The organism is Streptomyces aureoversilis (assembly GCF_042657885.1).
In the GTDB taxonomy this organism is placed as follows: Bacteria; Actinomycetota; Actinomycetes; order Streptomycetales; family Streptomycetaceae; genus Streptomyces; species Streptomyces aureoversilis.
Map to the genome: position 1 here is coordinate 66,536 of NZ_JBHSKJ010000003.1, position 18,969 is coordinate 85,504.

19 protein-coding genes are annotated in these 18,969 nt (G+C 72.5%); 15 read left to right on the forward strand and 4 right to left on the reverse strand.

Annotated elements, in window-relative coordinates; all coding sequences use genetic code 11:
- Positions 1–99: 99 nt before the first annotated feature.
- The 10 genes from ACFPP6_RS05670 (at position 100) to ACFPP6_RS05715 (ending at position 11,480) form a co-directional block, all read left to right on the forward strand.
- A complete protein-coding gene (locus ACFPP6_RS05670; RefSeq protein ID WP_168094481.1) occupies positions 100–399 on the forward strand; it encodes an acyl carrier protein in 300 nt (99 codons plus the stop codon).
- A 14-nt stretch (positions 400–413) separates the two neighbouring features.
- Positions 414–1,517, forward strand: coding sequence for a fatty acid desaturase (locus tag ACFPP6_RS05675; RefSeq protein ID WP_382037830.1), 1,104 nt, complete (start codon positions 414–416; stop codon positions 1,515–1,517).
- Entirely contained in the window at positions 1,514–2,377 is an 864-nt protein-coding gene (locus tag ACFPP6_RS05680; protein ID WP_336010275.1) for an alpha/beta fold hydrolase, read from the forward strand. Before ACFPP6_RS05675 ends, ACFPP6_RS05680 begins: the two co-directional genes overlap by 4 nt.
- Positions 2,374–2,556: a rubredoxin gene (locus ACFPP6_RS05685; protein WP_372504645.1), complete on the forward strand. Its 183-nt coding sequence runs from the start codon at positions 2,374–2,376 to the stop codon at positions 2,554–2,556. Before ACFPP6_RS05680 ends, ACFPP6_RS05685 begins: the two co-directional genes overlap by 4 nt.
- 27 nt (positions 2,557–2,583) lie before the next feature.
- The gene (locus ACFPP6_RS05690; protein WP_382037832.1) at positions 2,584–3,810 is read left to right on the forward strand and encodes a cytochrome P450; all 1,227 of its coding nucleotides are present in this window, start codon (positions 2,584–2,586) and stop codon (positions 3,808–3,810) included.
- Positions 3,811–4,192: 382 nt separating this feature from the next.
- A complete protein-coding gene (locus ACFPP6_RS05695) occupies positions 4,193–4,813 on the forward strand; it encodes a hypothetical protein (RefSeq protein ID WP_382037834.1) in 621 nt (206 codons plus the stop codon).
- Between the two features lie 209 nt (positions 4,814–5,022).
- Positions 5,023–6,426 carry an MFS transporter gene (locus tag ACFPP6_RS05700; RefSeq protein WP_382037836.1) on the forward strand — a complete coding sequence of 468 codons (1,404 nt, stop codon included), beginning with the start codon at positions 5,023–5,025 and terminating at the stop codon, positions 6,424–6,426.
- A gap of 532 nt (positions 6,427–6,958) precedes the next feature.
- Positions 6,959–8,029: a hypothetical protein gene (locus ACFPP6_RS05705; RefSeq protein WP_382037837.1), complete on the forward strand. Its 1,071-nt coding sequence runs from the start codon at positions 6,959–6,961 to the stop codon at positions 8,027–8,029.
- 448 nt (positions 8,030–8,477) lie between these two features.
- Positions 8,478–9,548: a hypothetical protein gene (locus tag ACFPP6_RS05710; RefSeq protein ID WP_382037839.1), complete on the forward strand. Its 1,071-nt coding sequence runs from the start codon at positions 8,478–8,480 to the stop codon at positions 9,546–9,548.
- A gap of 132 nt (positions 9,549–9,680) precedes the next feature.
- On the forward strand, positions 9,681–11,480 hold the full coding sequence (locus ACFPP6_RS05715; RefSeq protein ID WP_382037841.1) for a S9 family peptidase: 1,800 nt from the start codon (positions 9,681–9,683) through the stop codon (positions 11,478–11,480).
- Positions 11,481–11,765: 285 nt separating this feature from the next.
- On the opposite strand, the gene ACFPP6_RS05720 is transcribed toward ACFPP6_RS05715, so the two are convergent.
- From ACFPP6_RS05720 to ACFPP6_RS05730, 3 genes are all read right to left on the reverse strand, one after another.
- Positions 11,766–12,488 carry an RraA family protein gene (locus ACFPP6_RS05720; RefSeq protein WP_382037842.1) on the reverse strand — a complete coding sequence of 241 codons (723 nt, stop codon included), beginning with the start codon at positions 12,486–12,488 and terminating at the stop codon, positions 11,766–11,768.
- A gap of 89 nt (positions 12,489–12,577) precedes the next feature.
- Positions 12,578–12,889: an AzlD domain-containing protein gene (locus tag ACFPP6_RS05725; RefSeq protein WP_382037844.1), complete on the reverse strand. Its 312-nt coding sequence runs from the start codon at positions 12,887–12,889 to the stop codon at positions 12,578–12,580.
- Complete coding sequence (locus ACFPP6_RS05730; RefSeq protein WP_160330202.1) at positions 12,886–13,608, reverse strand: AzlC family ABC transporter permease; 723 nt, start codon at positions 13,606–13,608, stop codon at positions 12,886–12,888. The genes ACFPP6_RS05725 and ACFPP6_RS05730 overlap by 4 nt, the downstream gene beginning before the upstream one ends.
- Before the next feature lie 121 nt (positions 13,609–13,729).
- On the opposite strand from ACFPP6_RS05730, the gene ACFPP6_RS05735 reads away from it, so the two are divergent.
- The 5 genes from ACFPP6_RS05735 (at position 13,730) to ACFPP6_RS05755 (ending at position 18,027) form a co-directional block, all read left to right on the forward strand.
- Positions 13,730–14,260 (forward strand): CGNR zinc finger domain-containing protein, encoded by a 531-nt coding sequence (locus tag ACFPP6_RS05735; RefSeq protein ID WP_382037846.1) that lies wholly within the window; start codon positions 13,730–13,732, stop codon positions 14,258–14,260.
- Between the two features lie 116 nt (positions 14,261–14,376).
- A complete protein-coding gene (locus ACFPP6_RS05740) occupies positions 14,377–15,324 on the forward strand; it encodes an ABC transporter ATP-binding protein (RefSeq protein ID WP_382037848.1) in 948 nt (315 codons plus the stop codon).
- Positions 15,321–16,319 carry an ABC transporter permease gene (locus ACFPP6_RS05745; protein ID WP_382037850.1) on the forward strand — a complete coding sequence of 333 codons (999 nt, stop codon included), beginning with the start codon at positions 15,321–15,323 and terminating at the stop codon, positions 16,317–16,319. Before ACFPP6_RS05740 ends, ACFPP6_RS05745 begins: the two co-directional genes overlap by 4 nt.
- A 48-nt stretch (positions 16,320–16,367) precedes the next feature.
- On the forward strand, positions 16,368–16,754 hold the full coding sequence (locus ACFPP6_RS05750) for a GntR family transcriptional regulator (protein ID WP_382037852.1): 387 nt from the start codon (positions 16,368–16,370) through the stop codon (positions 16,752–16,754).
- A gap of 73 nt (positions 16,755–16,827) precedes the next feature.
- Positions 16,828–18,027, forward strand: coding sequence for a hypothetical protein (locus ACFPP6_RS05755; protein ID WP_382037854.1), 1,200 nt, complete (start codon positions 16,828–16,830; stop codon positions 18,025–18,027).
- A 30-nt stretch (positions 18,028–18,057) separates the two neighbouring features.
- Here ACFPP6_RS05755 and ACFPP6_RS05760 read toward each other — a convergent pair whose 3' ends face one another.
- Positions 18,058–18,882, reverse strand: a complete 825-nt coding sequence (locus ACFPP6_RS05760; RefSeq protein ID WP_382037855.1) for an SAM-dependent methyltransferase — start codon at positions 18,880–18,882, stop codon at positions 18,058–18,060.
- Positions 18,883–18,969: the final 87 nt, after the last annotated feature.

Sequence of the window (18,969 nt, forward strand, 5' to 3'; positions counted from 1 at the left end):
CGCCCCCACGGCGGTGCTCCACCCGCGGTCCCACCCGCAGTTCCATTCCCGGATCCACCCGCAGTGCTTTCACCCTCGCACCAGCAGGAGCGTAACCACATGTTCGGACGCAAGAAGGACGCCCAGCAGATCTCGGGCCCCCTCACGGAGGAGTCCCTGCGCCAGTGGCTCATCGAGCACCTGGCCAAGCGGATCGAGGCCGCGCCCTCCGACATCGACACCCAGAAGTCCTTCGAGGCCTACGGACTCGACTCGCGGGTCGCCGTCCAGGTCTCCGGCGCCCTGGAGAAGGTCGTCGAGCGCCGGCTCTCGCCCGGCCTGCTCTACGAGCACCAGACCATCGACGACCTGAGCAGCTATCTGGCCCAGGAACTCAGGCTGTCCCGCCGGACCGGCTGAAGGGAACCACGACGATGGGGGCATACAACTTTCCGTCCGCTCCGGACAAGGCGTTCGAGGACTTCAAACGCAAGTCGGAGCAGATCGAGGGCGAACGGCTCGCGGGGGCCATCCCGAGGGAGTACTTCGAACCACAGGTGGGCCGCGGCCTGCTCGGCTTCGCCGTCAGCTGGGTGCTGTACATCGGTGCGCTCGTCGGCATCGCGTTCTCGCCCCACTGGCTGCTCTGGATCCCGCTGTGGATCGTCGCCGGCCTGGGCGGCTGGGGCCTGCACTGCATCGCGCACGACTGCGGGCACGGCTCCTTCTCCCGCTCGCGCAAGTTCAACTTCGCGATCGGGCACGTCTCGCTGCTGCCGCTGATCTACCCGTTCCACGCCTGGCGCCACGTGCACAACCTGCACCACAGCCACACCAACAACCTGGAGCTGGACACCGACTGGCGTCCGGTCCCGGCGGCGCTCTACGACCGGATGCCGTGGCACGAGAAGGTCATCTACCACGGGACGCGCACCTGGGCGTTCTGGGGCGGCACCATCAACTACTGGCGCGAGTCCGGCTTCCGGCCGAGCTACTTCCCCAAGCGGGAGGCGCGCCGTGACGTCCGCCGGTCGATGCTCTTCGTCCTGGCCGTCATGGTCGCCTACTTCGTCCCGCTGATCTGGTTCACCGGCTTCACGGGCTTCCTGATCTACTTCGTCGCCCCGTGGCTCGCGACCCACGCCTGGTTCAGCGCGACGACGCTGATGCACCACAGCTCCAGCGACATCCCGTACCTGACCAACGAGCACTGGACGCGCAACGCCAGCCGCCTGCTGGTCACCACCGACTTCGTGTACCCGAAGTGGCTGCTGTTCCTCACGCACAACATCTCCATCCACACGGCCCACCACGTCGCCCCGGTCGTCCCCTTCTACAACCTGCAGAAGGCGCAGCGGGCCCTGAAGGAGGCCTACCCGGGCATGGTCCGCGAGGAGCGCGTGAAGCTCCGCCAGCTGAGCACCATCATCCGGCGGCTGCACTTCTACGACACCGAGTCGGGCTTCTACACCGACTTCAACCGGACCACGATCGCCCCGGCGGACGCCAAGCCGGTGACGGTGAAGTCGCCGTCATGACGCCCCTCGTCCTGAGAAGACTCGCCCACGCGGCCGCCGGCGTCCTCGCGCCCGGACCCGGCGGCCGCTGGGCCACCGACGTCTTCAGCCGGACCCGGGCCATCGGCACCCGGCCCGACAACGTCCTCCCGCTCGGCGCCCGGGGCTTCGACATCCTCGGCAACCCCGACGTGCACGGCGGATACCTGTGGGGCGACGACGACCGGCCCACCGCGCTCCTCGTGCACGGCTGGGGAGCCGACAGCAGCAGCATGTACTCGCTGATCGGCCCGCTGCGGGAACTCGGCTACCGGGTGGCCGCGTTCGACGCGCCGGCCCACGGAGTCAACCGCGGCACGCAGGCCACCATGACGCAGTACACGGCGGCCGTGCGCGCCGCCCTGGACTCGCTCGGCGGGGCGAAGGTCGTCGTCGCGCACTCCCTGGGTTCCATCGCCGCCGTCGGCGCGGTGGCCCTGGAGGAGCGGCCGGACGTCGACTGCATCGCCCTGGTCGCCCCGACCTGCACGCTGACCGCGGTGCTGGAGCGGTGGTCCAGGAGCGAGCTGATGCTCTCGCGCGCCGTCGTCGACCGCATCTACCGCGAACTGCACCGCCGCAACGGGGTGCCCGTCAGCCACTGGGACGTCGTCGGCCTCGGCCGCGAGCTCGACGTCCCGGTGCTGGCCCTGCACGACCCCGAGGACCCCGTGGTGCCGTACTGCGAAGCCGAGGCCATTGCCGCCGGCCTGCGCGACGTACGGCTCCAGCAGGCCCCGGGCCGTGGCCACATGGGGATCCTGATGTCCCCCGAAGCGAAAAGCGCCATCTCCGTGTTCGTCGCCGAACACGGAACGAGAACTGGAGAGACCATCCCGTGAGCGAAGACGTCGGGAAAAGGGCATGGATGTGCCTCGTCTGCGGCTGGGTCTACTACGAATCCCTGGGACTGCCCGAGGAGGGGATCGCGCCCGGCACGCCGTGGGAGGAGATCCCGGACGACTGGGAGTGCCCGGACTGCGGGACCACCAAGGCCGATTTCGTCATGGCACCGCTGTAGAACCGCTGTAGATCTAGGAGAAGTGACATGAGCACACCGGTGATGGACCCGGGCCGGGCGATGATGACGCTGCTGAGCCCGGCCGGGAAGCGGGACCCGTACCCGCTCTACGAGGCGCTGCGCTCCTACGGGCCGCTGCTGCCGCTCGGCCCCGGCCAGCTGGTGGTCACCGGGCACGCCGAGTGCGCCCGGGCGCTGCGCGAGCCCGGGCTCCTGTCGACCGACGGGGCCGTGCAGGACACGATGATGCCCGGCTGGCGGGAGCACTCCTCCTGGGTGTGGCTCACCAAGAACATGCTCTTCAGCAACAACCCCGACCACGACCGCTACCGGCGGTTCTTCAGCGTCGGCTTCACGCCGCGCCGCATCGCCGCGCTGCAGCCGGCGGTGGAGCGGCTGATCGGCGCGCTGGTGGACCGCCTGGGCACGCTCGGCGAAGGGGGCGCACCGGTCGACTTCATGGCCGAGTTCGCCTTCCGCGTGCCGATGGCGATCATGGGCGAGCTGCTGGGCATACCCGAGGAGGAGCAGGCGGGGTTCCGGGGCCACATCGGCGCCATCACCACCGCCCTTGAGCCCATCCAGGACCTCGCCCAGCTCCGGCCCGGCGACGCCGCCATGGAGGAACTGGCCGTCTACTTCGGCGACCTGGTCGCCGAGCGGCGGGCGCGGCCCGGCGACGACCTCGTCAGCGAGATGGTCCGCCAGCTCGACACGACGGGCGGCATCAGCGAGGAAGAGCTCGTCGCCAACTTCATGCTGCTGCTGGTCGCCGGCACCGAGGCGCCGATGGACCTCATCGGCAACGCGCTGCGGCTCGCCGTGGAGCACCCGGAGTACGCCGACGCCCTCCGCAAGGACGACTCCCTCGCACCGGGCTACGTCGAGGAGGTGCTGCGCTTCGACCCCGCGGCGCAGGCCCTCAACCGCATGGCCGTCAAGGACATCGACTTCTTCGGGGTCCCGCTGACCGCGGGCACGAAGGTCACGCTCCTGATCGCCGCGGGCAACCGCGATCCGCGGCAGTACGCCGACCCCGGCACGTTCAACCCGTACCGCAAGGGCAACCACGCCCTGACCCTCAGCGGCGGCGCGCACTTCTGCCTCGGCGCGGGCCTCGCCCGCATGCAGGCGGAGATCGCCCTCCCGGCGGTCCTGCGCCGCTTCCCGGCCATCGCCCTCGCGAGCGAACCGACGTTCCGCGACCAGCTGGTCCAGCGGGGCTTCGCGACACTTCCGGTGAAGCTGGCCTGAACGCGGGGGGGCCTCCGGCCCGGGCACACTTCCTCCGCCGCCGCGGTGCGTGACCACGATGGTGGAGCCCGGCGGTGCCGTGCCTGCCTGAGGCGGGTGCGGCACCGCCGGGTGTGTTTGCCGGTGGCTGAGCGCCGTGGCGGCGGAGGGAGTGGTGCGGGCACCCGCACATTCCCGCCGCGGCGGGAACGGAGGCGCGGGGCACCAGAGCTTGGTACGGGCTCCGTCCCGATCCTCCCGAATCCGGTGTCCGGGCACGCTTCCTCCGCCGCCGTGGTGCGTGACCACGATGGTGGAGTCCGGCGGTGCCGTGCGGGCACCGGCCGGATCGGGTGCGAACCCTGCCGTCAGCGTGCTGCAAGGCGCGTCGGATGATGGCCCGGTGAAGCAAGAAACCGCGCGCAAGAGCCTCTGGTCGCCGCCCACGTTCGTCACGGCGACCGGGGCACTCGTGGCAGAGGCGACCCTCGCGATCGGCGTGTTCGTCCTCTGGGCGGTGGTGCATCCGGATGCCGCCCCGGGCTCCGGCGGTGCCGGCGATCCTTCCGAGGACGACAGCGGCGCCCTGGGCCTGATCGTCATCCCGTTCGTCCTGGCCGTCTGGACCCTCGTGGCGGCTTGCCTCGCCGCCGCGCTGGTCGTCCCCGCCGCCGGGCTCGCCCGGTGGGCGGCGCGCCGGACGGGCCGTGCCGGCGCCCGCTGGTGGGTGCCCGCCGCCGCGGCGTGCGTCGCCGTACCGGCGGTCCTGGTCGCGGTCCTGTTCTCGGGCCACGCCGACGTCCTCACCGGGCAGCCGGTGACGTGCCTGTGGTGGTGGGCGGGGGTGACGGCCGCCGTCGCCCCCGCCGCTCTCCTCACTCTGGTCGCGGACCACCGCGCCGCCTCGGGACGCCCGCCCTGGCGGCTGCCCCTGTGGCTGCTGGGCGGCGGCTGCGGTGCACCGATCGGCGCCTTCGTGCTCATGATCGTGGTGGCGCTGGTCGTCCACCTCGTCACCGGCTGACGCCGGCCCGCGCCTCGCCCCGCCGCCCCGCGCCTCCATCCGCCGCCCGAATCCGACACACCGTCAGTACGGCCGCACCAGGCTCTTTTCGGCCCGGTGCGGCCGTACTGCCGTACGGGCGCCGTGACGCCTACATCACACCGACACGCCCCGGGGGACGCTGTATGCTCACGTGAGTTGGAAAAGCCAACTCACTAGCGAGGAGAGCGATGACTCAGACTGCCGCCGGACAGGCGGGCAGCGTGACGAAGCCCGCCTTCGGCCCGGTGTTCGCCGTCGTTGTAGCCGGGGTTGCGATGTCCAACCTCGACATGTTCATCGTCAACGTCGCCCTGCCCGACATCGGCGCCCAGTTCTCCGGGTCCTCGCTGGCTTCGCTTTCGTGGATCCTCAACGCCTACGCGGTGATCTTCGCCGCGCTGCTCGTTCCGGCCGGCAGCCTCGCCGACCGCACCAGCCCCCGGAACGCCTACCTGCTCGGCATCGCGGTCTTCACCGTCGCCTCCGCGCTGTGCGCCGTCGCGCCGGGCGTCTGGCTGCTGGTCGCGGCCCGCGTGGTGCAGGCCGTCGGCGCCGCCATGCTCATCCCCTCCTCGCTGGGTCTGCTGCTGGCCGCCGCACCCCCGGAGAAGAGGATCCCCGCGGTCCGCGCCTGGACGGCCATCAGCGGCCTGGCCGCCGCCCTCGGCCCCGTGATCGGCGGCCTGCTCACCCAGCTCGACTGGCGCTGGGTCTTCCTCGTCAACCTGCCGATCGGCGTCTTCGCCCTCCTCCTCGGGGCGAAGGTCCTGCCGCGCATCGCGGCCCGCCCGGCCGCCGCCCGGCTGGACCTGCTCGGCGCCGCCCTGCTCACCCTGGGCATCGCGGTCCTGGCGCTCGGCCTGGTCAAGAGCGAGGACTGGGGCTGGACTTCGGGCAAGGTGCTCGGCTCCCTCCTGGTCGCCGTCCTCCTGCTGGCCGCCTTCGTCTACAGCTCCTCGCGCCACGCCTCGCCCATCCTGCCGCTGGGCCTGCTGAGGATCCCCGCGGTCGGCCCCTCGACCTTCGCGAACCTCCTGTTCGCCGTGTCCTTCGGCGCGATGCTCCTCTCGGCGGTGCTGTGGTGCCAGCAGGTGTGGCACTGGTCGCCGCTGAAGACCGGCCTCGCCATCGCGCCCGGACCGGTCCTCGTCCCCGCCTTCGCGATGGGCGTGGGCCCCGTCATCAAGAAGTTCGGCTCCGCGGCGGTCTCCGCGGTCGGCTGCGTGCTCTTCGGCGCCGGCATCGGCTGGTGGATCTACCGGCTCGGCACCGCGCACGAGTACGCCGCGGGCCTGCTCCCGGGCATGCTCCTCACGGGCGTCGGCGTGGGCATGGTCGTCCCGACCCTCGTGGGCGCCGCCGTCTCCGCGCTGCCGCCGCAGAGCTTCTCCACGGGCTCGGCCGTCGTCACCATGGCCCGTCAGGTCGGCTCCGTGCTGGGCGTGGCCCTGCTGGTGGCCTTCATCGGCGCGCCCTCCGGCGCGGACGACGCCGTCACGGCCTTCGACCACGGATGGGCCTTCATCCTCGCCGCAACGGCCGCCGCGGCCCTCGCGTGCCTGTTCATCCCCCGCCCCAAGCCAGCCGCGTAATGCCCTGACGCTCACAGGACAGCGCGGCACACGAGCCGGGCGGTCCGCGCAGACACCCCCGACTGCGCGTGACCGCCCGGCATTTTTCTTCCCGGAATCCCTGATTCTGTGTCAGGAGTGATTCACATCACAGTGGTGCGGAGCGGGAAGTTCCGGCCTGTGACCGCCGGTTCTGCGGCCCAGCCCTCATGGATCATGGCCGGAACCGTGCGGCGGCAGGATTCCGGTTTGCCTCCGGGGCCGGAAGTCCCCTCCGGATCGGGGTGGGTGCGGGGGTGTTGAGGTGAGGGGTGAAGCGGGCATACGGTCTGTTTCCCTGTGGTGAGGGCACCGTCGGCCTCGGTCTTCATAGATTTATCTGCCGTGAGACACCCATAGAGCCGGGCAAAGGTGACCAGCCGCCCAAAACGGTCGGACTCCGAGCTCAAACCGGCATATGTTCCGGCCATTGCCCCCCGGCATATTGCGCGGGGTTCGCCGGGTGCTGTTTTCTTGCGTCCAGATAATCAGCCACCTGGGGGTATCGCCGATTATGGCAATCAAGATCAACCCGGCGCGATTCAGTCAGTTCGGCCCGGCCGAGGGAAGCATCTTCTGCCTGATCACCAATCAGGAGATGGTCCAGGAATTCGAAATCGTCAGGGATGCCCCCTACGTGGAGTACCGGACGATCATTCTGAAACCGGGCGACGACTTCGAGAAGATGCTCGCTGATGAAACGGTTCCGCAGAATTCTCATTCGCTGGTCATCTCGCCCTACCGATTCTTCGAGTCCCCGTCCGAGGAGGCGCTCGGCCCGCGCCGCAAGCTGATGGGCATGGCGTGCAACTCGACGCCCACGGACCTGGGCATCATCCGCCACTTCATCGGGGTCATCGAGCGCACCTCGGCCCAGGAGCAGGCGGAGTTCAGCGACCGGTTCTTCGAACTCGCCGAGTCCACCGACCACTTGGTGTACGTCGACGAGCGGCACGGCACCCGCGCCGTCCTGGACCACCTCGCCGACGACCTGGTCTGGAATCAGCAGGCCGGCCCCCTTGAATGGGGCGAGCAGCAGATCGTACCCTCGGGTGAGATCAGCGTCCTGCCGATGCAGATCGTCGAGTTCGACGAATCGCTGCACCTCCCGCTCGAAGGCAGCATCGCGTTCCGCGGCTTCCCCATCCTGCACAACGGAACGCCCTCGTTCCTCCGCAAGGACCAGGCGCGCCTGCAGGGCAAGCTGGCCGGGCTGGAGCACGAGGCGGTCGTGGCCGACGTGCACAAGGGAGCGATCACCTCGCTCCGGCCGTTCCGGCCCGCCGGCGCCCCGGTCGCCGAGGTCTTCGAGGCGATGTTCGAGATCGACTCCCGCTACACCCTGGTCTGGGAGATCGGTCACGCCCTCAACACCAGCCTGGACATCGTCCGGGGCAACCACGCGATGAACGAGGTCTACGGCGGCGACCGCGGCTGCCTGCACTGGGGACTGGGGCTCACCCCCTTCACCCAGTACCACCTCGACATCATCTCGCCCGACACCACCGTCTACACCGAGAGCGGTGAAGTGGTGCTCGGCAACAAAGGCGGCGCCCCGAGCGTCCGCATCGCACCGGCCGCCTGAGCGGCCGGCCGCGGACGCGGCGGGAGCGCGAAATCCATGTGGACGGGAGGTGATTCCCCATGAAGAAGACCATCAAGGTGCGCAAGAACAGCAACTACCTCGGGACCCTGCTGGGCTGAACGCCCGGTGACCCGGCCGGATCCGAGCCAATGGAGGGTGGTGAGTTCCCGTGAAGAAGACCATCAAGGTCCGTAAGAACAGCAACTACCTGGGGACCCTGCTGGGCTAATCGCCCCGCAGTCCATCCGAAAACAATGGCCATTGGCGGGAGGTGAGTTCCCATGAAGAAGACCATCAAGGTGCGCAAGAACAGCAACTACCTCGGGACCCTGCTGGGCTGAACCCGGGTGACGGGCTGAATTGAACAGCCCTGGCGCGAGGCGGGTCGAGGTGCTGACTCGACCCGCCTCGCCGACACGCAACACGCATATCTGGGAGTGGTGTCGCGATGATTATTGTCCGCCCCGAGGCCTACCGCCAGTATCCGGTCGGCCGTACACACTTCGTACTGGTCCTGGAAAAGGCGCTCGCCGACTTCTTCCGCCTCGAGGGCGGCAGCCGTTACGAGCAGTGCGCCACCGTGACCGCCGGCCCCGGCCGCACCCTGGGCGACATCCTGCGCACCGAGGTGCCGGACAACAGCGACGTCCTCGTGATCGCCACCGCCGACGCCCTGCTGACCGCTCCGTCCGCCGACACCGGCCCCGGCCGCACGGTCGCCGTCCTCCGCGCCGGGCAGGGCCCGCTCGCCCTCGACCAGGCCGGCACCGTGCTGACGGCCCTGGAGAAGACCGACCCCGACGAGGTCCAGGCCCGCGCCGACAAGCTCACCGAGGCCCTCGCCGCCTCCGGCGGCCTGCAGATCGAGGAAGCGCTGACCGGCTCCGTCGCCCGGCTGACCTACGACCGGCCGACCTGGTCGCGGACCGACGGCGGCCTCTTCCAGCCGGGCGCCGTCCGCACCGCACCCACCGGCCGGCTGCGCCTCGCCGCCGACCTCACCGGCACCGCGCTCTCCGGCCAGATCACCGTCAAGGGCTGGCCCGTCGTCCGGGCCCGCAGCGCGAGCGCCGACCGCCGCCACGAGATCTACGAGCAGCTGACCGGCCTCTCGCACTACCCGCTGGTGCTGACCGTGGAGAACGGTGCGGTCACCGACCTCAAGGCCGCCGCCACGGGCTCCGGCACGGCCGCGGCCGAGCTCGAGCGCCTCTTCGCCGAGCACCCCGACCACGCGCTGGTCTCCGGGATCGAGTTCGGCCTGAGCACCGGCATGCAGCCGCTGCCCTTCAACACCGAGGGCAACTCCGCGGCCACCGGCAAGGCAACGGTCTCCGCCCACATCGTCCTGGGCGCCCTGCCGCAGACCCCGTACCAGCTGACGCTGGCCTGCTCCACCAGCACGGTCACGGCCCTCGGCGGCACCGAAGCGCTCGCCGGGGCCGGCACGGAGACAGGCGAGGCACGGCCGAGGCGCCGGATGAACCGGGTCACCTCGGCGAGCTGCGGCTGCCACTGACGCACGCGTCCACCCAGGCGCCCGGGAGCCGGCGCCGCCCGCCGGCCGCCCCGGCCCACCGCCGGCGGCGGCGGGTCCCCGATGGAGGGGCGGGGGCGCACACCCCAGGGAGCCACGGGAGGAACCCCCTCGATGACCACGACCGCCCCCCGCCGGCACCTCGCCGACGGGCCCGTGTGGGAACGGCGCTTCCGCGCCCCCCGCCACACCCTGCCGGCCTGGGCCAAGAGCGCGCCCGACCGCTGCGTGTTCGTCAGCGACCTCTCGGGCATCGCCCAGGTCTACGCCTGGGACCGCGCGGCCGGAACCCTCCGCCGCGTCACCGACCGCCCGTCCGGCACCCAGCAGTGCGCCGTCGAGGCGTCCGGGGAGGCCGTGTGGTGGTTCGACGACGGCGCGGGCGACGAGTACGGCCGGTGGATGCGCCAGCCGTTCACCGGCGGCCCCGACACCCCGGCCGTCCCGTCCGCCGGGCTGTACTGGCCCTCGGGCCTGGCCGTCGGCCTCGACGGGCACTCCCTGCTCGGCTGCTCCACCGAGGACGGCGCGGAGGTCCACCTCGTCCTGCCCGGCGGCGCGGCCCGCCGGCTCTACCGGCACGACGAACCGGCCTACGCCGTCGACCTCTCCCGCTCGCTGGACCTGGCCGTCATCGCGCACAGCGAGCGCGGCGACCTGTGGGACCTGGGCGTGCGCGTCCTGACCACGGACGACGGCGCGACCGTGGCGGACCTCGCCGACGAGGAGGGCGGCGGCCTGGAGGCCGTGGGCTTCTCGCCCGTGCGGGGCGACGCGCGCCTGCTGCTGCAGCACCAGCGCGACGACCGCTGGGAACCGGTCCTCTTCGACCCGCGCACCGGCGAGCGCACCGAGCTGCGCCTCGGCCTGCCCGGCGACGTGTCGGTGCAGTGGTTCCAGGACGCCCGCTCGCTGCTGGTCGTCCACGACCACGAGGCCCGCTCCACGCTCCACCGCTACGACCTGGACAGCGGGCGCCTGGAGCGCATCGGCACGCCGCCCGGGGTCATCGCCCACGCCCGGACCCGGCCCGGCGGCGACGCCTGGCTGCTGTGGTCGAGCTCGGCGCGGCCCCCGGAGTTCCGCGGCCTGCTGGAGGACCCGCGGCTGCCCGTCCCGGACGCCCCGCCGCCCCCGGCGGCCGAGGCGCGGGACCTGTGGGTGGACGGCCCCGGCGGCCGGGTCCACGCCCTGCTGAACACGCCCGCGGGGCCCGGCCCGTACCCCGCGGTCTTCCTGCTGCACGGCGGCCCCGACGAGCAGGACGAGGACGCCTTCGACCCGGCCGTCGCGGCCTGGACCGACCACGGGTTCGCCGTCGTGCGCGTCAACTACCGCGGCTCGACCGGCTACGGGCGCGAGTGGACCGAGGCGCTGCGGCGCCGCGTGGGGCTCACCGAGCTGGAGGACGTGGCCGCGGTCCGGCGGTGGACGGTCGGCCACGGCATCGCCGACCCGGCCCGGCTCGTCGTGGCGGGCTGGTCGTGGGGCGGCTACCTCACGCTGCTCGCGCTCGGCGCGCAGCCGGGGGAGTGGGCGCTGGGGCTCGCCGGGGCACCGGTCGCCGACTGCGCCGCGGCACACCACGGCGCGATGGAGGAGATCAAGGCGCTCGACCGCAGCCTCTTCGGCGGCTCGCCCGACGAGGTGCCCGAGCGCTACCGGGAGTCCTCGCCGCTGACGTACGCCGACGCCGTCCGCGCGCCGGTGCTCATCATGGCCGGCGCCAACGACGCCCGCTGCCCCGTGGCGCAGGTCCGCGACTACGCCGAGCGGCTCGCGCGGCGCGGCGTCGCCCACGGCCTGCACGTCCACGACGGGGGCCACAGCGTGACGGACGTGGACGAACGCGTGGCGATGTTCCGGCGGCAGCTGGAGTTCGCGCGGGCCCATCTTCCGCAGGCCGCCTCCTGAGCGGTCCTGCGGGCCGCCCCCGGCCCGGCCGGGGGCGCGGCGCAGCGGGCCCGGGTCCGGTCCCCGGCGGCGGGGGTCCACCGGGAACCGGGCCGGAGCCCGCTGTGCCTGTACCGACGTCGACGCCATGAGGAGAAGGGGACCTCCTGTGAACCGATCTGCGAACGGACTGGCCGTGCTGACGTTCTCGCTCTGCGTCCGGGACGGGATTCCGGAGCCCCACCCCTGGTCCCGCCGGCACCTGCTGCTGCGGCGGGGCCTTCCCTCGTACGTCCCCTGCTCCTCCTACTCCAGTGCTCCGTCGACCTGGGCCAGATGGGAGCGGAACGCATAGCCGGGGTCGGTGCGCCTGCGCTCCAGGAAGCGGTCCCAGCCCAGCTGCTCGCGGAGGCTGACGCCCTCCAGGGCCCGCTCGGCCTGGGCGCGCTCGGCCCGGACGATCTGCCCGGCGACGGCGGCCACCTCGGCGTGGGCCGCCGCCGGGACGATCAGCACGCCGTCGGAGTCGGCCGTCACGCTGTCGCCGTCCCGGCCCGTGAGCGGGGGGAGGGCGGGCGCCGGGCCGCGGCCGGGGCCGAGCCGCGGCGAGGCGGGGCAGGGGCCGAGGCTGAACACCGGCAGGCCGATGGCGGCGAGTTCGTCGCTGTCGCGGTGGCAGCCCCACACGACGATGCCCGCGAGGCCGGCCTGCCGGGCCTCGATCGCGACGAGGTCGCCGACGCAGGCCTCGTCCGTGCGGCCGGAGTTGTCGACGAGCAGGATGTCGCCCGGGGCGGCCGCGTCGATCCCGGTGAAGATCGAGACCACGCCCTCGGTGTGCTGCACGCGGCGCAGGGGGCCGGCGCAGCGCATGCCCGCGGCCACCGGTGCCAGCGGCAGGGGCGGCAGCGTGACGGCGGCGCCCAGGCGGATGCCCGCGTCCCACAGGGCCGTGGTGGGCGGCGTGCCGGCCGGCCGGGGCGGGGCTGCCGCGGCTGCCGTGAGGGGCGGGGCGTCCGAGTTCTCCATGGGGGCCTCCTTCCGGTCGGGGAGCGGGGGTCGGGGCGGGCGGCCGGGGGAGCCGTCGTGCCGGGTGCGGGCGCCGCCCGCGGGCCCGGTCAGTTCGTCACCAGCCGGGTCAGGGCCGTGGCCGCGGCCCCGAGCACCACGACGAGCAGGGTGGGCCACTTGCGCCAGACGCCGAAGGCCCCGACGACGAGCCCGACGGCGCGGGCGTCGATGACGAGCGACTTGCCCTGGCCGAACATCTGGGTGGCGATCAGCGCCGCCAGCAGGGTGGGGGCCATGAGCGTGACCACGCGCTGCATGGCCGCGGGCAGCTCCTCGCCGCCGAGCAGTACGGGGCCGGTCGCCTTGAGCGCCATGGAGACGGCGCCGACCAGGAGCACGGCGAGCCACAGTCCGGTCATTTCCTCAGTCCCAACAGGCAGGCGGCGGTGGCGGCGATGAGGGGCACGCCCGGCGAGGCGAAGGGCACCAGGGCCAGGGCGATGGCGACGCCGAGGGCCGAGGCCGCGAGCGCCTTGCGGCTGGTGATCTGGCCCTTGAGGAGGGCGATGAACAGCACGGGCGAGACGACGTCCAGCCCGAAGCGCTCGGGATCGCCGAGGTAGTGGGCGCCCAGCAGACCGACCGCGGTGCCGCCGACCCAGGCGGCGTAGACCAGCACGCCCGCGCCGAGCAGCCGGCCGCGCGAATAGCGGCCGTTGCCCACGTGACCCACGGCCCAGGACTCGTCCACCACCAGCTGGGCGGACAGGAAGCGCTTGAGGACGCCGCCGGTCATGGCCGGGGCCACGCTGATCCCGATGGGCAGATAGCGGGAGTTGAGCAGGACGGCCGCGACGATCGCGGCGGCGACGCCGCCGCCGGTGCCGAGCACCGAGGCCGCGGCGAACTGCGCGGACCCCGCGAAGGTGGTCAGCGACATCACCACCGGGGCCAGGACCCCCATGCCCGCCGCGCGGGCCACGACGCCGAAGGAGACCGCGAATCCGAAGACGGCCACGGCCAGGGGGACGGCGGCCCGCAGACCGTAGAGTGCCTCCTCCCGGAATCCGGCGGCAGGGGCGGGTGTTTCCTGCGGTGGCGCCGACTCCTCGGCGGGTAATGCCTCTTGCGAGTCCATCGACATCCTCCGCGGACATGCGGGCAACAGGAAACAGTGCCGCCGCAGGTGATGCGGTGGCGACTACGAGCAGCAATAGTACGGAGTCATGGTGAGGTTTACTAGTTACTCAGACGGTTCGGTGACCCTGGCTGAGGACCTGGTCAATACCTACAACATCGTGCGGAATGTGGAGAAGATGCCCGATGTTGCGGCGTTGTCCGCCCTGCTCGACGCCCACGGCATCCGGCCGCCCGCGGCCCCGACCGAAGCGGACCTCGCCGCCGTGCGCGGGCTCCGGCCCGTGCTGCGCGAGGTCTTCGGCGCCCCGGACGCGGCCACGGCCGTCGGCCTGCTCAACGCCGTGCTCGCCGCCCACCGCGCCGTGCCGCACTACACCGACCACGACGGCTCGTGGCACCTGCACGTCGCCGCGCCCGACGCCCCCGTCGCCGACCAGTACGCGGTCAACGCCGCCATGGGGCTGCTCACCGTGGTCACCACGAGCGGCATGGAGCGGCTGCACGTGTGCGTAGGGAACCGCTGCGCCGAGGTCTTCGTGGACACCTCCCGCAACCTGTCGCGGCGCTTCTGTTCCCCGCAGATCTGCGGCAACCGTGCGACCGCGGCCGCCCACCGGGCCCGCCGGAAGGCGTCGAGCCCGGCCGGCTGAGCCCGTAATTGCACCTTTTGTCCCTATCTGTACCGGATATTGACAGCGCAAGGGTGTTCTATATGCTCATTCCACTAGCTGACTAGTTAATTAGCCGGTGGGGCAGGTGGGGTGGGATGACGTCAGCCGACGGCGCGAGCCGCTGGGCCGTCGAGGCACGGGGGCTCGGCAAGCGCTACCGGCGCCGCTGGGCCGTGCGGGACTTCTCCGTGCGGATCCCGGCCGGCGCGGTCTGCGGGCTCGTGGGCCCCAACGGCGCCGGCAAGAGCACGCTGCTCGGCATGGCCGGGCGGCTCGTCCGCCCGACGGCCGGGAGCCTGCAGGTCTTCGGGGCGCCGGTGTCCGGCACGTCGGGCCTCGCCGACACGGCGTTCCTCACCCAGGACAAGCCCCTGTTCCCCCGGTTCACGGTCGAGGAGACCCTGCGCCTGGGCCGGGAGCTCAACCCGCGCTGGGACCAGGCCGCGGCCGAACGGATCGTACGGTCCGGGAAGCTGTCCATGGCCGCGCGCGTCGGCAGCCTCTCCGGCGGCCAGCGCTCCCGCGTGGCCCTCGCCCTGGCCTTCGGCAAGCGCCCCCGCCTCCTGCTCCTCGACGAGCCCATGGCCGCCCTGGACCCGCTGGCCGCCCACGAGATCGGCGGCCTGCTGCTGGCCGAGGCGGCCGAGCAGGGCACCACGGTCGTGATGTCCTCGCACCGCATGGCCGACGTGGCGACCATGTGCGACCACCTCGTCGCCGTCGACAACGGCCGGGTGCGCCTCGCGGGCGAGGTGGACGAGCTGCTCTCCGCCCACCTGCTGGTGACCGGAGTGCACCTGACCGACGGCATGCCCGCGGAGATCGCCCGGCACACCGTCGTCGAATCGCGCGCCGTGGGCCGTCAGTTCACCGCGCTCATCCGGCCCCGCGGCCGGGTCGAGGGCGACTGGAAGATCGCCGAACCCGGCCTGGAGGAGGTGCTGCTGGGCTACATGCGCTCGCCCGCCGCACCGCCCTTGCTCACGGCCGACACCCGTATCGAGAGCGCACAGAACCAGGAAGACGAAGAGGGGGCGGCATGAGCACGGCCGTAGGGACGCCCGTCGCCGGGAAGGGAGGCAACGGCGAGGACGGCAAGGAGCCGCCGCGCATCCTGCGCGGCCTGCCGTGGCTGGTCTGGCGGCAGCACCGCGTGGCCTTCGTGGCCTGCCTGCTGCTGACCGCGGCCGGGTGCGTGCACATGCTCTGGCAGCGCGGCACGGTGACCGACTTCCTCGCCGGTCCCCGGGCGACCGCCGCGGTGGGGCTGGCCGAGGTCTTCGACCAGAAGTACGGCGAGCCGTTCCAGAACGCCACGTGGCTGATGTCGATGGTGCCCGTGGTCGCGGGCGTCTTCCTCGGCGCCCCGCTGATCGCCGGGGACCGCGAGCGCGGCACCGTGCAGCTGGTCACCACGCAGTCGGTGACCCGCGGCCGCTGGCTCGCCGTCAAGCTCGGCATGGCGGTGCTGATCACCGTCGTGTGCTCCGCGGCGCTCTCGGCCGCCTTCACCTCTTGGTGGGAACCCGCGCACGCCCTCGTCAACGGCGGCGATTGGATGGGGGACAACATCTTCCTCAACACCGGCCCCGTGCCGGTGGCGCTGGCCCTGCTCCACCTCGCCGTGGGCGCCGCGATCGGGCTGTTCGTCCGCCGCACCCTGGTCGTCATGGGGTTCGCCCTCGCCTTCTCCTTCGTCTGGAACCTCGTCCTGTCCGGCTGGTTCACGGTGGGCTTCCCGAAGCCGCGCGTGCTCCTCAACCCGGTCGAGCAGGGGCAGCCCATGCTGCCCGAGGGCGCCGTGCGCCACGACAACTGGACCGTCGACGCGCAGGGCGGGCTCCACGGCTTCGGCACGTGCTTCAACGAGCGCACCCCTGCGGACTGCAGGGCCAAGGGCATCGTCGCCGAACGCCTGGAATACTTCGGGTACGACCAGATGCCCGGCATGCAGTGGACCTACGCGGCGCTCGTGCTGGCCGCGGCCGTCGCCCTTCTCGCCCTCACCCTGTGGTGGGGCCGGCGGCGCCCGCTGTGAGCCGCGCCGGGTCGCAGCACGCAGGGACGGGATGAGGGGGGCCGCACCATGGTCGAGTTCAGAATCGACCGGCAGAGCGGGATGGCCGCCTACCTGCAGATCGTCCAGCAGGTCCAGGAAGCGCTGCGCCTCGGCATCCTCACCGTGGGGGACCAGCTGCCCACCGCGGCCCGCGTCGCCGCCGTCACCAAGCTGAACCCGAACACGACGCTCAAGGCCTACCGCGAGCTCGAGCACCTCGGGCTCGTGGAGGCCCGGCCGGGGGTCGGCACCTTCGTGAGCGCCTCCCCGCAGCGGCCCCGCTCCCTCGCCGACTCCCCGCTGCGCGGCGAGCTCGCGGACTGGATGAGCCGGGCCCGCCGGGAGGGCCTCGACTGGACGGACGTCTCCGCGCTCATCACGGCCGCCCGAGCGGAGCACTACCCGGCCGTGTGACGGACCCGGCCCCCGCACCAGTCCCACCGCGTACCCACGCCCGTACGCCTCCGACGAAATGGCATGACCGCCCATGACGGCTCTCGTACCCGACTCCTCCACCGCCGGTCCCGGCGCGATACCGGCCCCGCCGGAGCCGTCGGCACGGCAGCGAGCGAAACGTATCTTCCGGTTCCTGCTGCCCGCGTGCGCCGTCTACGCGGTCACCACCGCGCTCCACCTGCTGATCCTGTCCGCCATGAGCGACGCGGACGGCCCCGGCCTGCGCAAGCGCCTGCTGGCCTGGGACGGCAACCTCTACGTGGGCATCGCCCAGGACGGCTACGCCCACGCGTACTCCTACAACGACGACGGCAGCCTCACGGGCAACAACCTCGCGTTCTTCCCGCTGTTCCCGATGCTGATCCGCGCCGTCCACGCCGTCACGTGGCTCGACTGGGGCACCTCCGGCATCGTCGCCGCCCACCTCGCGCTGCTCGCCGCACTGATCGTCGTGCACCGCCTGCTGGCCCGGCTCCACGGCGAGCGCACCGCTCTCTGCGCGATCGTGCTGCTCGCGGGGGCGCAGCCGATGGCGCTGTCCTTCCTCATGTCCTACAGCGAGTCGCTCTTCCTCGCCCTGGCCGCCGGAACGCTCCTGGCCGCGCACCGCAAGGCCTGGCTCACCGCCGGGACGCTGGCGCTGCTCACCGGCCTGACCCGGCCCGCCGCCGCGGCCGTCGCCGCCGCGCTCGCCGTGGCCGCCCTCCTGCACCTGCTGCGCGAACGCCGCATCACCCCGCGGCCCGTGGCCGCCGTCGTCCTCGGCTGCCTCGGCACCCCGCTCTACCTGTGGTGGGTGGGGCAGCGCATCGGCGAATCCGACGCCTGGTTCCGCATCCAGGAGGCCGGCTGGGGCACCCACTGGGACAACGGGGCGGCCTTCCTCGACTTCCTCGGCGAGACGCTGCACCGGGGCGAGGGGTGGGTCTCGGTGAGCACCGCCGTGCTCCTGCTCGCCCTCGGCTGCGCCACCGTGCTCACCTGGCACCGCGGCACCTGGCCCCCGCTGCTCGTCCACGGCACGGGCATCGTGGTCCTCACCCTGGCCCAGAGCAACTACTCGCACTCCAAGCTGCGGCTGCTCATACCCGCGGTCCTCTTCCTCGTCCCCGCGGCCCGCGCACTGGCGGCGGCCCGCACCCGCACGGCGGTGACCGTGCTGTGCGCGGCCACGCTCTTCGGCTGCTGGTACGGGGCCTTCATGCTCACGGTGTGGAAGTACGCGATATGAGGGTGAGGGTGAGGGCGAGGGGCGCGCGGCTCACGGCTTCCGGGCGATCGCGGCGTAGCAGACGGCTTCCGCGGCCGTGGGCCGGCCCGGGTCCTCAGGGCGGCCGGGGCGCCAGCGGTGGGCGAGCGTGACGCCCGGCTCCAGCAGCTCCCAGCCGTCGAAGAAGCGGCGGAACTCGGCAACGCCGCGCAGCTGGAGCGGGGTCCCGGCCCGCGCGAGGACGTCAGTGACCCGGCCCATCGCCAGCGGGGAGAAGTCGGAGGTGCCGTGCGTGATGACGAGAGCGCTGCCGCCGGGCAGCGCGGCCTTGAGGTCCTCGACGACCGCGTGGGCGCGGTCGCGGCCGTCGTCGGGGACGAAGTGCAGCAGGGCGTTGAGGGTGAGCGCCACCGGGCGGCGGAGGTCGAGGGTCGCGTGCAGCCGCGGCGCTTCCAGGACGCTGCCGGCGACGGTGACGTCGGCCTGCACGTACGCCGTGCGGCCCTCGGGGCGGCCGCGCAGCAGGGCGGCGGCGTGCGCGAGGACGACGGGGTCGTTGTCCGTGTAGACGACGCGGGCCGCGGGGCTGATCCCCTGGACGATCTCGTGCAGGTTGGGCGAGGTGGGGATGCCCGTGCCGATGTCGAGGAACTGGGTCAGGCCCTCGCGGGCGAGGTGGGCGACGGCCCGGTGCATGAACGCCCGGTTCATCCGGGCGGCTTCGCCGGCCGCCGGGAAGGCCGACAGGATGCGCCGCCCCGCCTCGCGGTCGGCGGCGAAGTGGGTCCGCCCGCCGAGGAGCCAGTCGTAGATGCGGGCCGAGTGGGCCAGGTCCAGCCGGAGGTCGACCACGGGATCCTCGTGGGCCTCGCCCATCTTCTCCGCCTCCCCCTTGCGTTACGACCGCCCCATACCTGTCCCGCGTCACCGACGGGTAACCGCTCCGCTGCGGAGAGCCAGTTT

Excerpts from the sequence above, each read along its gene's own strand:
- ACFPP6_RS05710 (WP_382037839.1), top strand. The coding sequence starts at position 8,478 with ATGATTATTGTCCGCCCCGAGGCCTACCGCCAGTATCCGGTCGGCCGT.
- ACFPP6_RS05720 (WP_382037842.1), bottom strand. The coding sequence starts at position 12,488 with ATGGAGAACTCGGACGCCCCGCCCCTCACGGCAGCCGCGGCAGCCCCG.
- ACFPP6_RS05730 (WP_160330202.1), bottom strand. The coding sequence starts at position 13,608 with ATGGACTCGCAAGAGGCATTACCCGCCGAGGAGTCGGCGCCACCGCAG.
- ACFPP6_RS05675 (WP_382037830.1), top strand. The coding sequence starts at position 414 with ATGGGGGCATACAACTTTCCGTCCGCTCCGGACAAGGCGTTCGAGGAC.
- ACFPP6_RS05690 (WP_382037832.1), top strand. The coding sequence starts at position 2,584 with ATGAGCACACCGGTGATGGACCCGGGCCGGGCGATGATGACGCTGCTG.
- ACFPP6_RS05670 (WP_168094481.1), top strand. The coding sequence starts at position 100 with ATGTTCGGACGCAAGAAGGACGCCCAGCAGATCTCGGGCCCCCTCACG.
- ACFPP6_RS05715 (WP_382037841.1), top strand. The coding sequence starts at position 9,681 with ATGACCACGACCGCCCCCCGCCGGCACCTCGCCGACGGGCCCGTGTGG.
- ACFPP6_RS05700 (WP_382037836.1), top strand. The coding sequence starts at position 5,023 with ATGACTCAGACTGCCGCCGGACAGGCGGGCAGCGTGACGAAGCCCGCC.
- ACFPP6_RS05705 (WP_382037837.1), top strand. The coding sequence starts at position 6,959 with ATGGCAATCAAGATCAACCCGGCGCGATTCAGTCAGTTCGGCCCGGCC.
- ACFPP6_RS05745 (WP_382037850.1), top strand. The coding sequence starts at position 15,321 with ATGAGCACGGCCGTAGGGACGCCCGTCGCCGGGAAGGGAGGCAACGGC.
- ACFPP6_RS05680 (WP_336010275.1), top strand. The coding sequence starts at position 1,514 with ATGACGCCCCTCGTCCTGAGAAGACTCGCCCACGCGGCCGCCGGCGTC.
- ACFPP6_RS05750 (WP_382037852.1), top strand. The coding sequence starts at position 16,368 with ATGGTCGAGTTCAGAATCGACCGGCAGAGCGGGATGGCCGCCTACCTG.
- ACFPP6_RS05755 (WP_382037854.1), top strand. The coding sequence starts at position 16,828 with ATGACGGCTCTCGTACCCGACTCCTCCACCGCCGGTCCCGGCGCGATA.
- ACFPP6_RS05760 (WP_382037855.1), bottom strand. The coding sequence starts at position 18,882 with ATGGGCGAGGCCCACGAGGATCCCGTGGTCGACCTCCGGCTGGACCTG.
- ACFPP6_RS05725 (WP_382037844.1), bottom strand. The coding sequence starts at position 12,889 with ATGACCGGACTGTGGCTCGCCGTGCTCCTGGTCGGCGCCGTCTCCATG.
- ACFPP6_RS05740 (WP_382037848.1), top strand. The coding sequence starts at position 14,377 with ATGACGTCAGCCGACGGCGCGAGCCGCTGGGCCGTCGAGGCACGGGGG.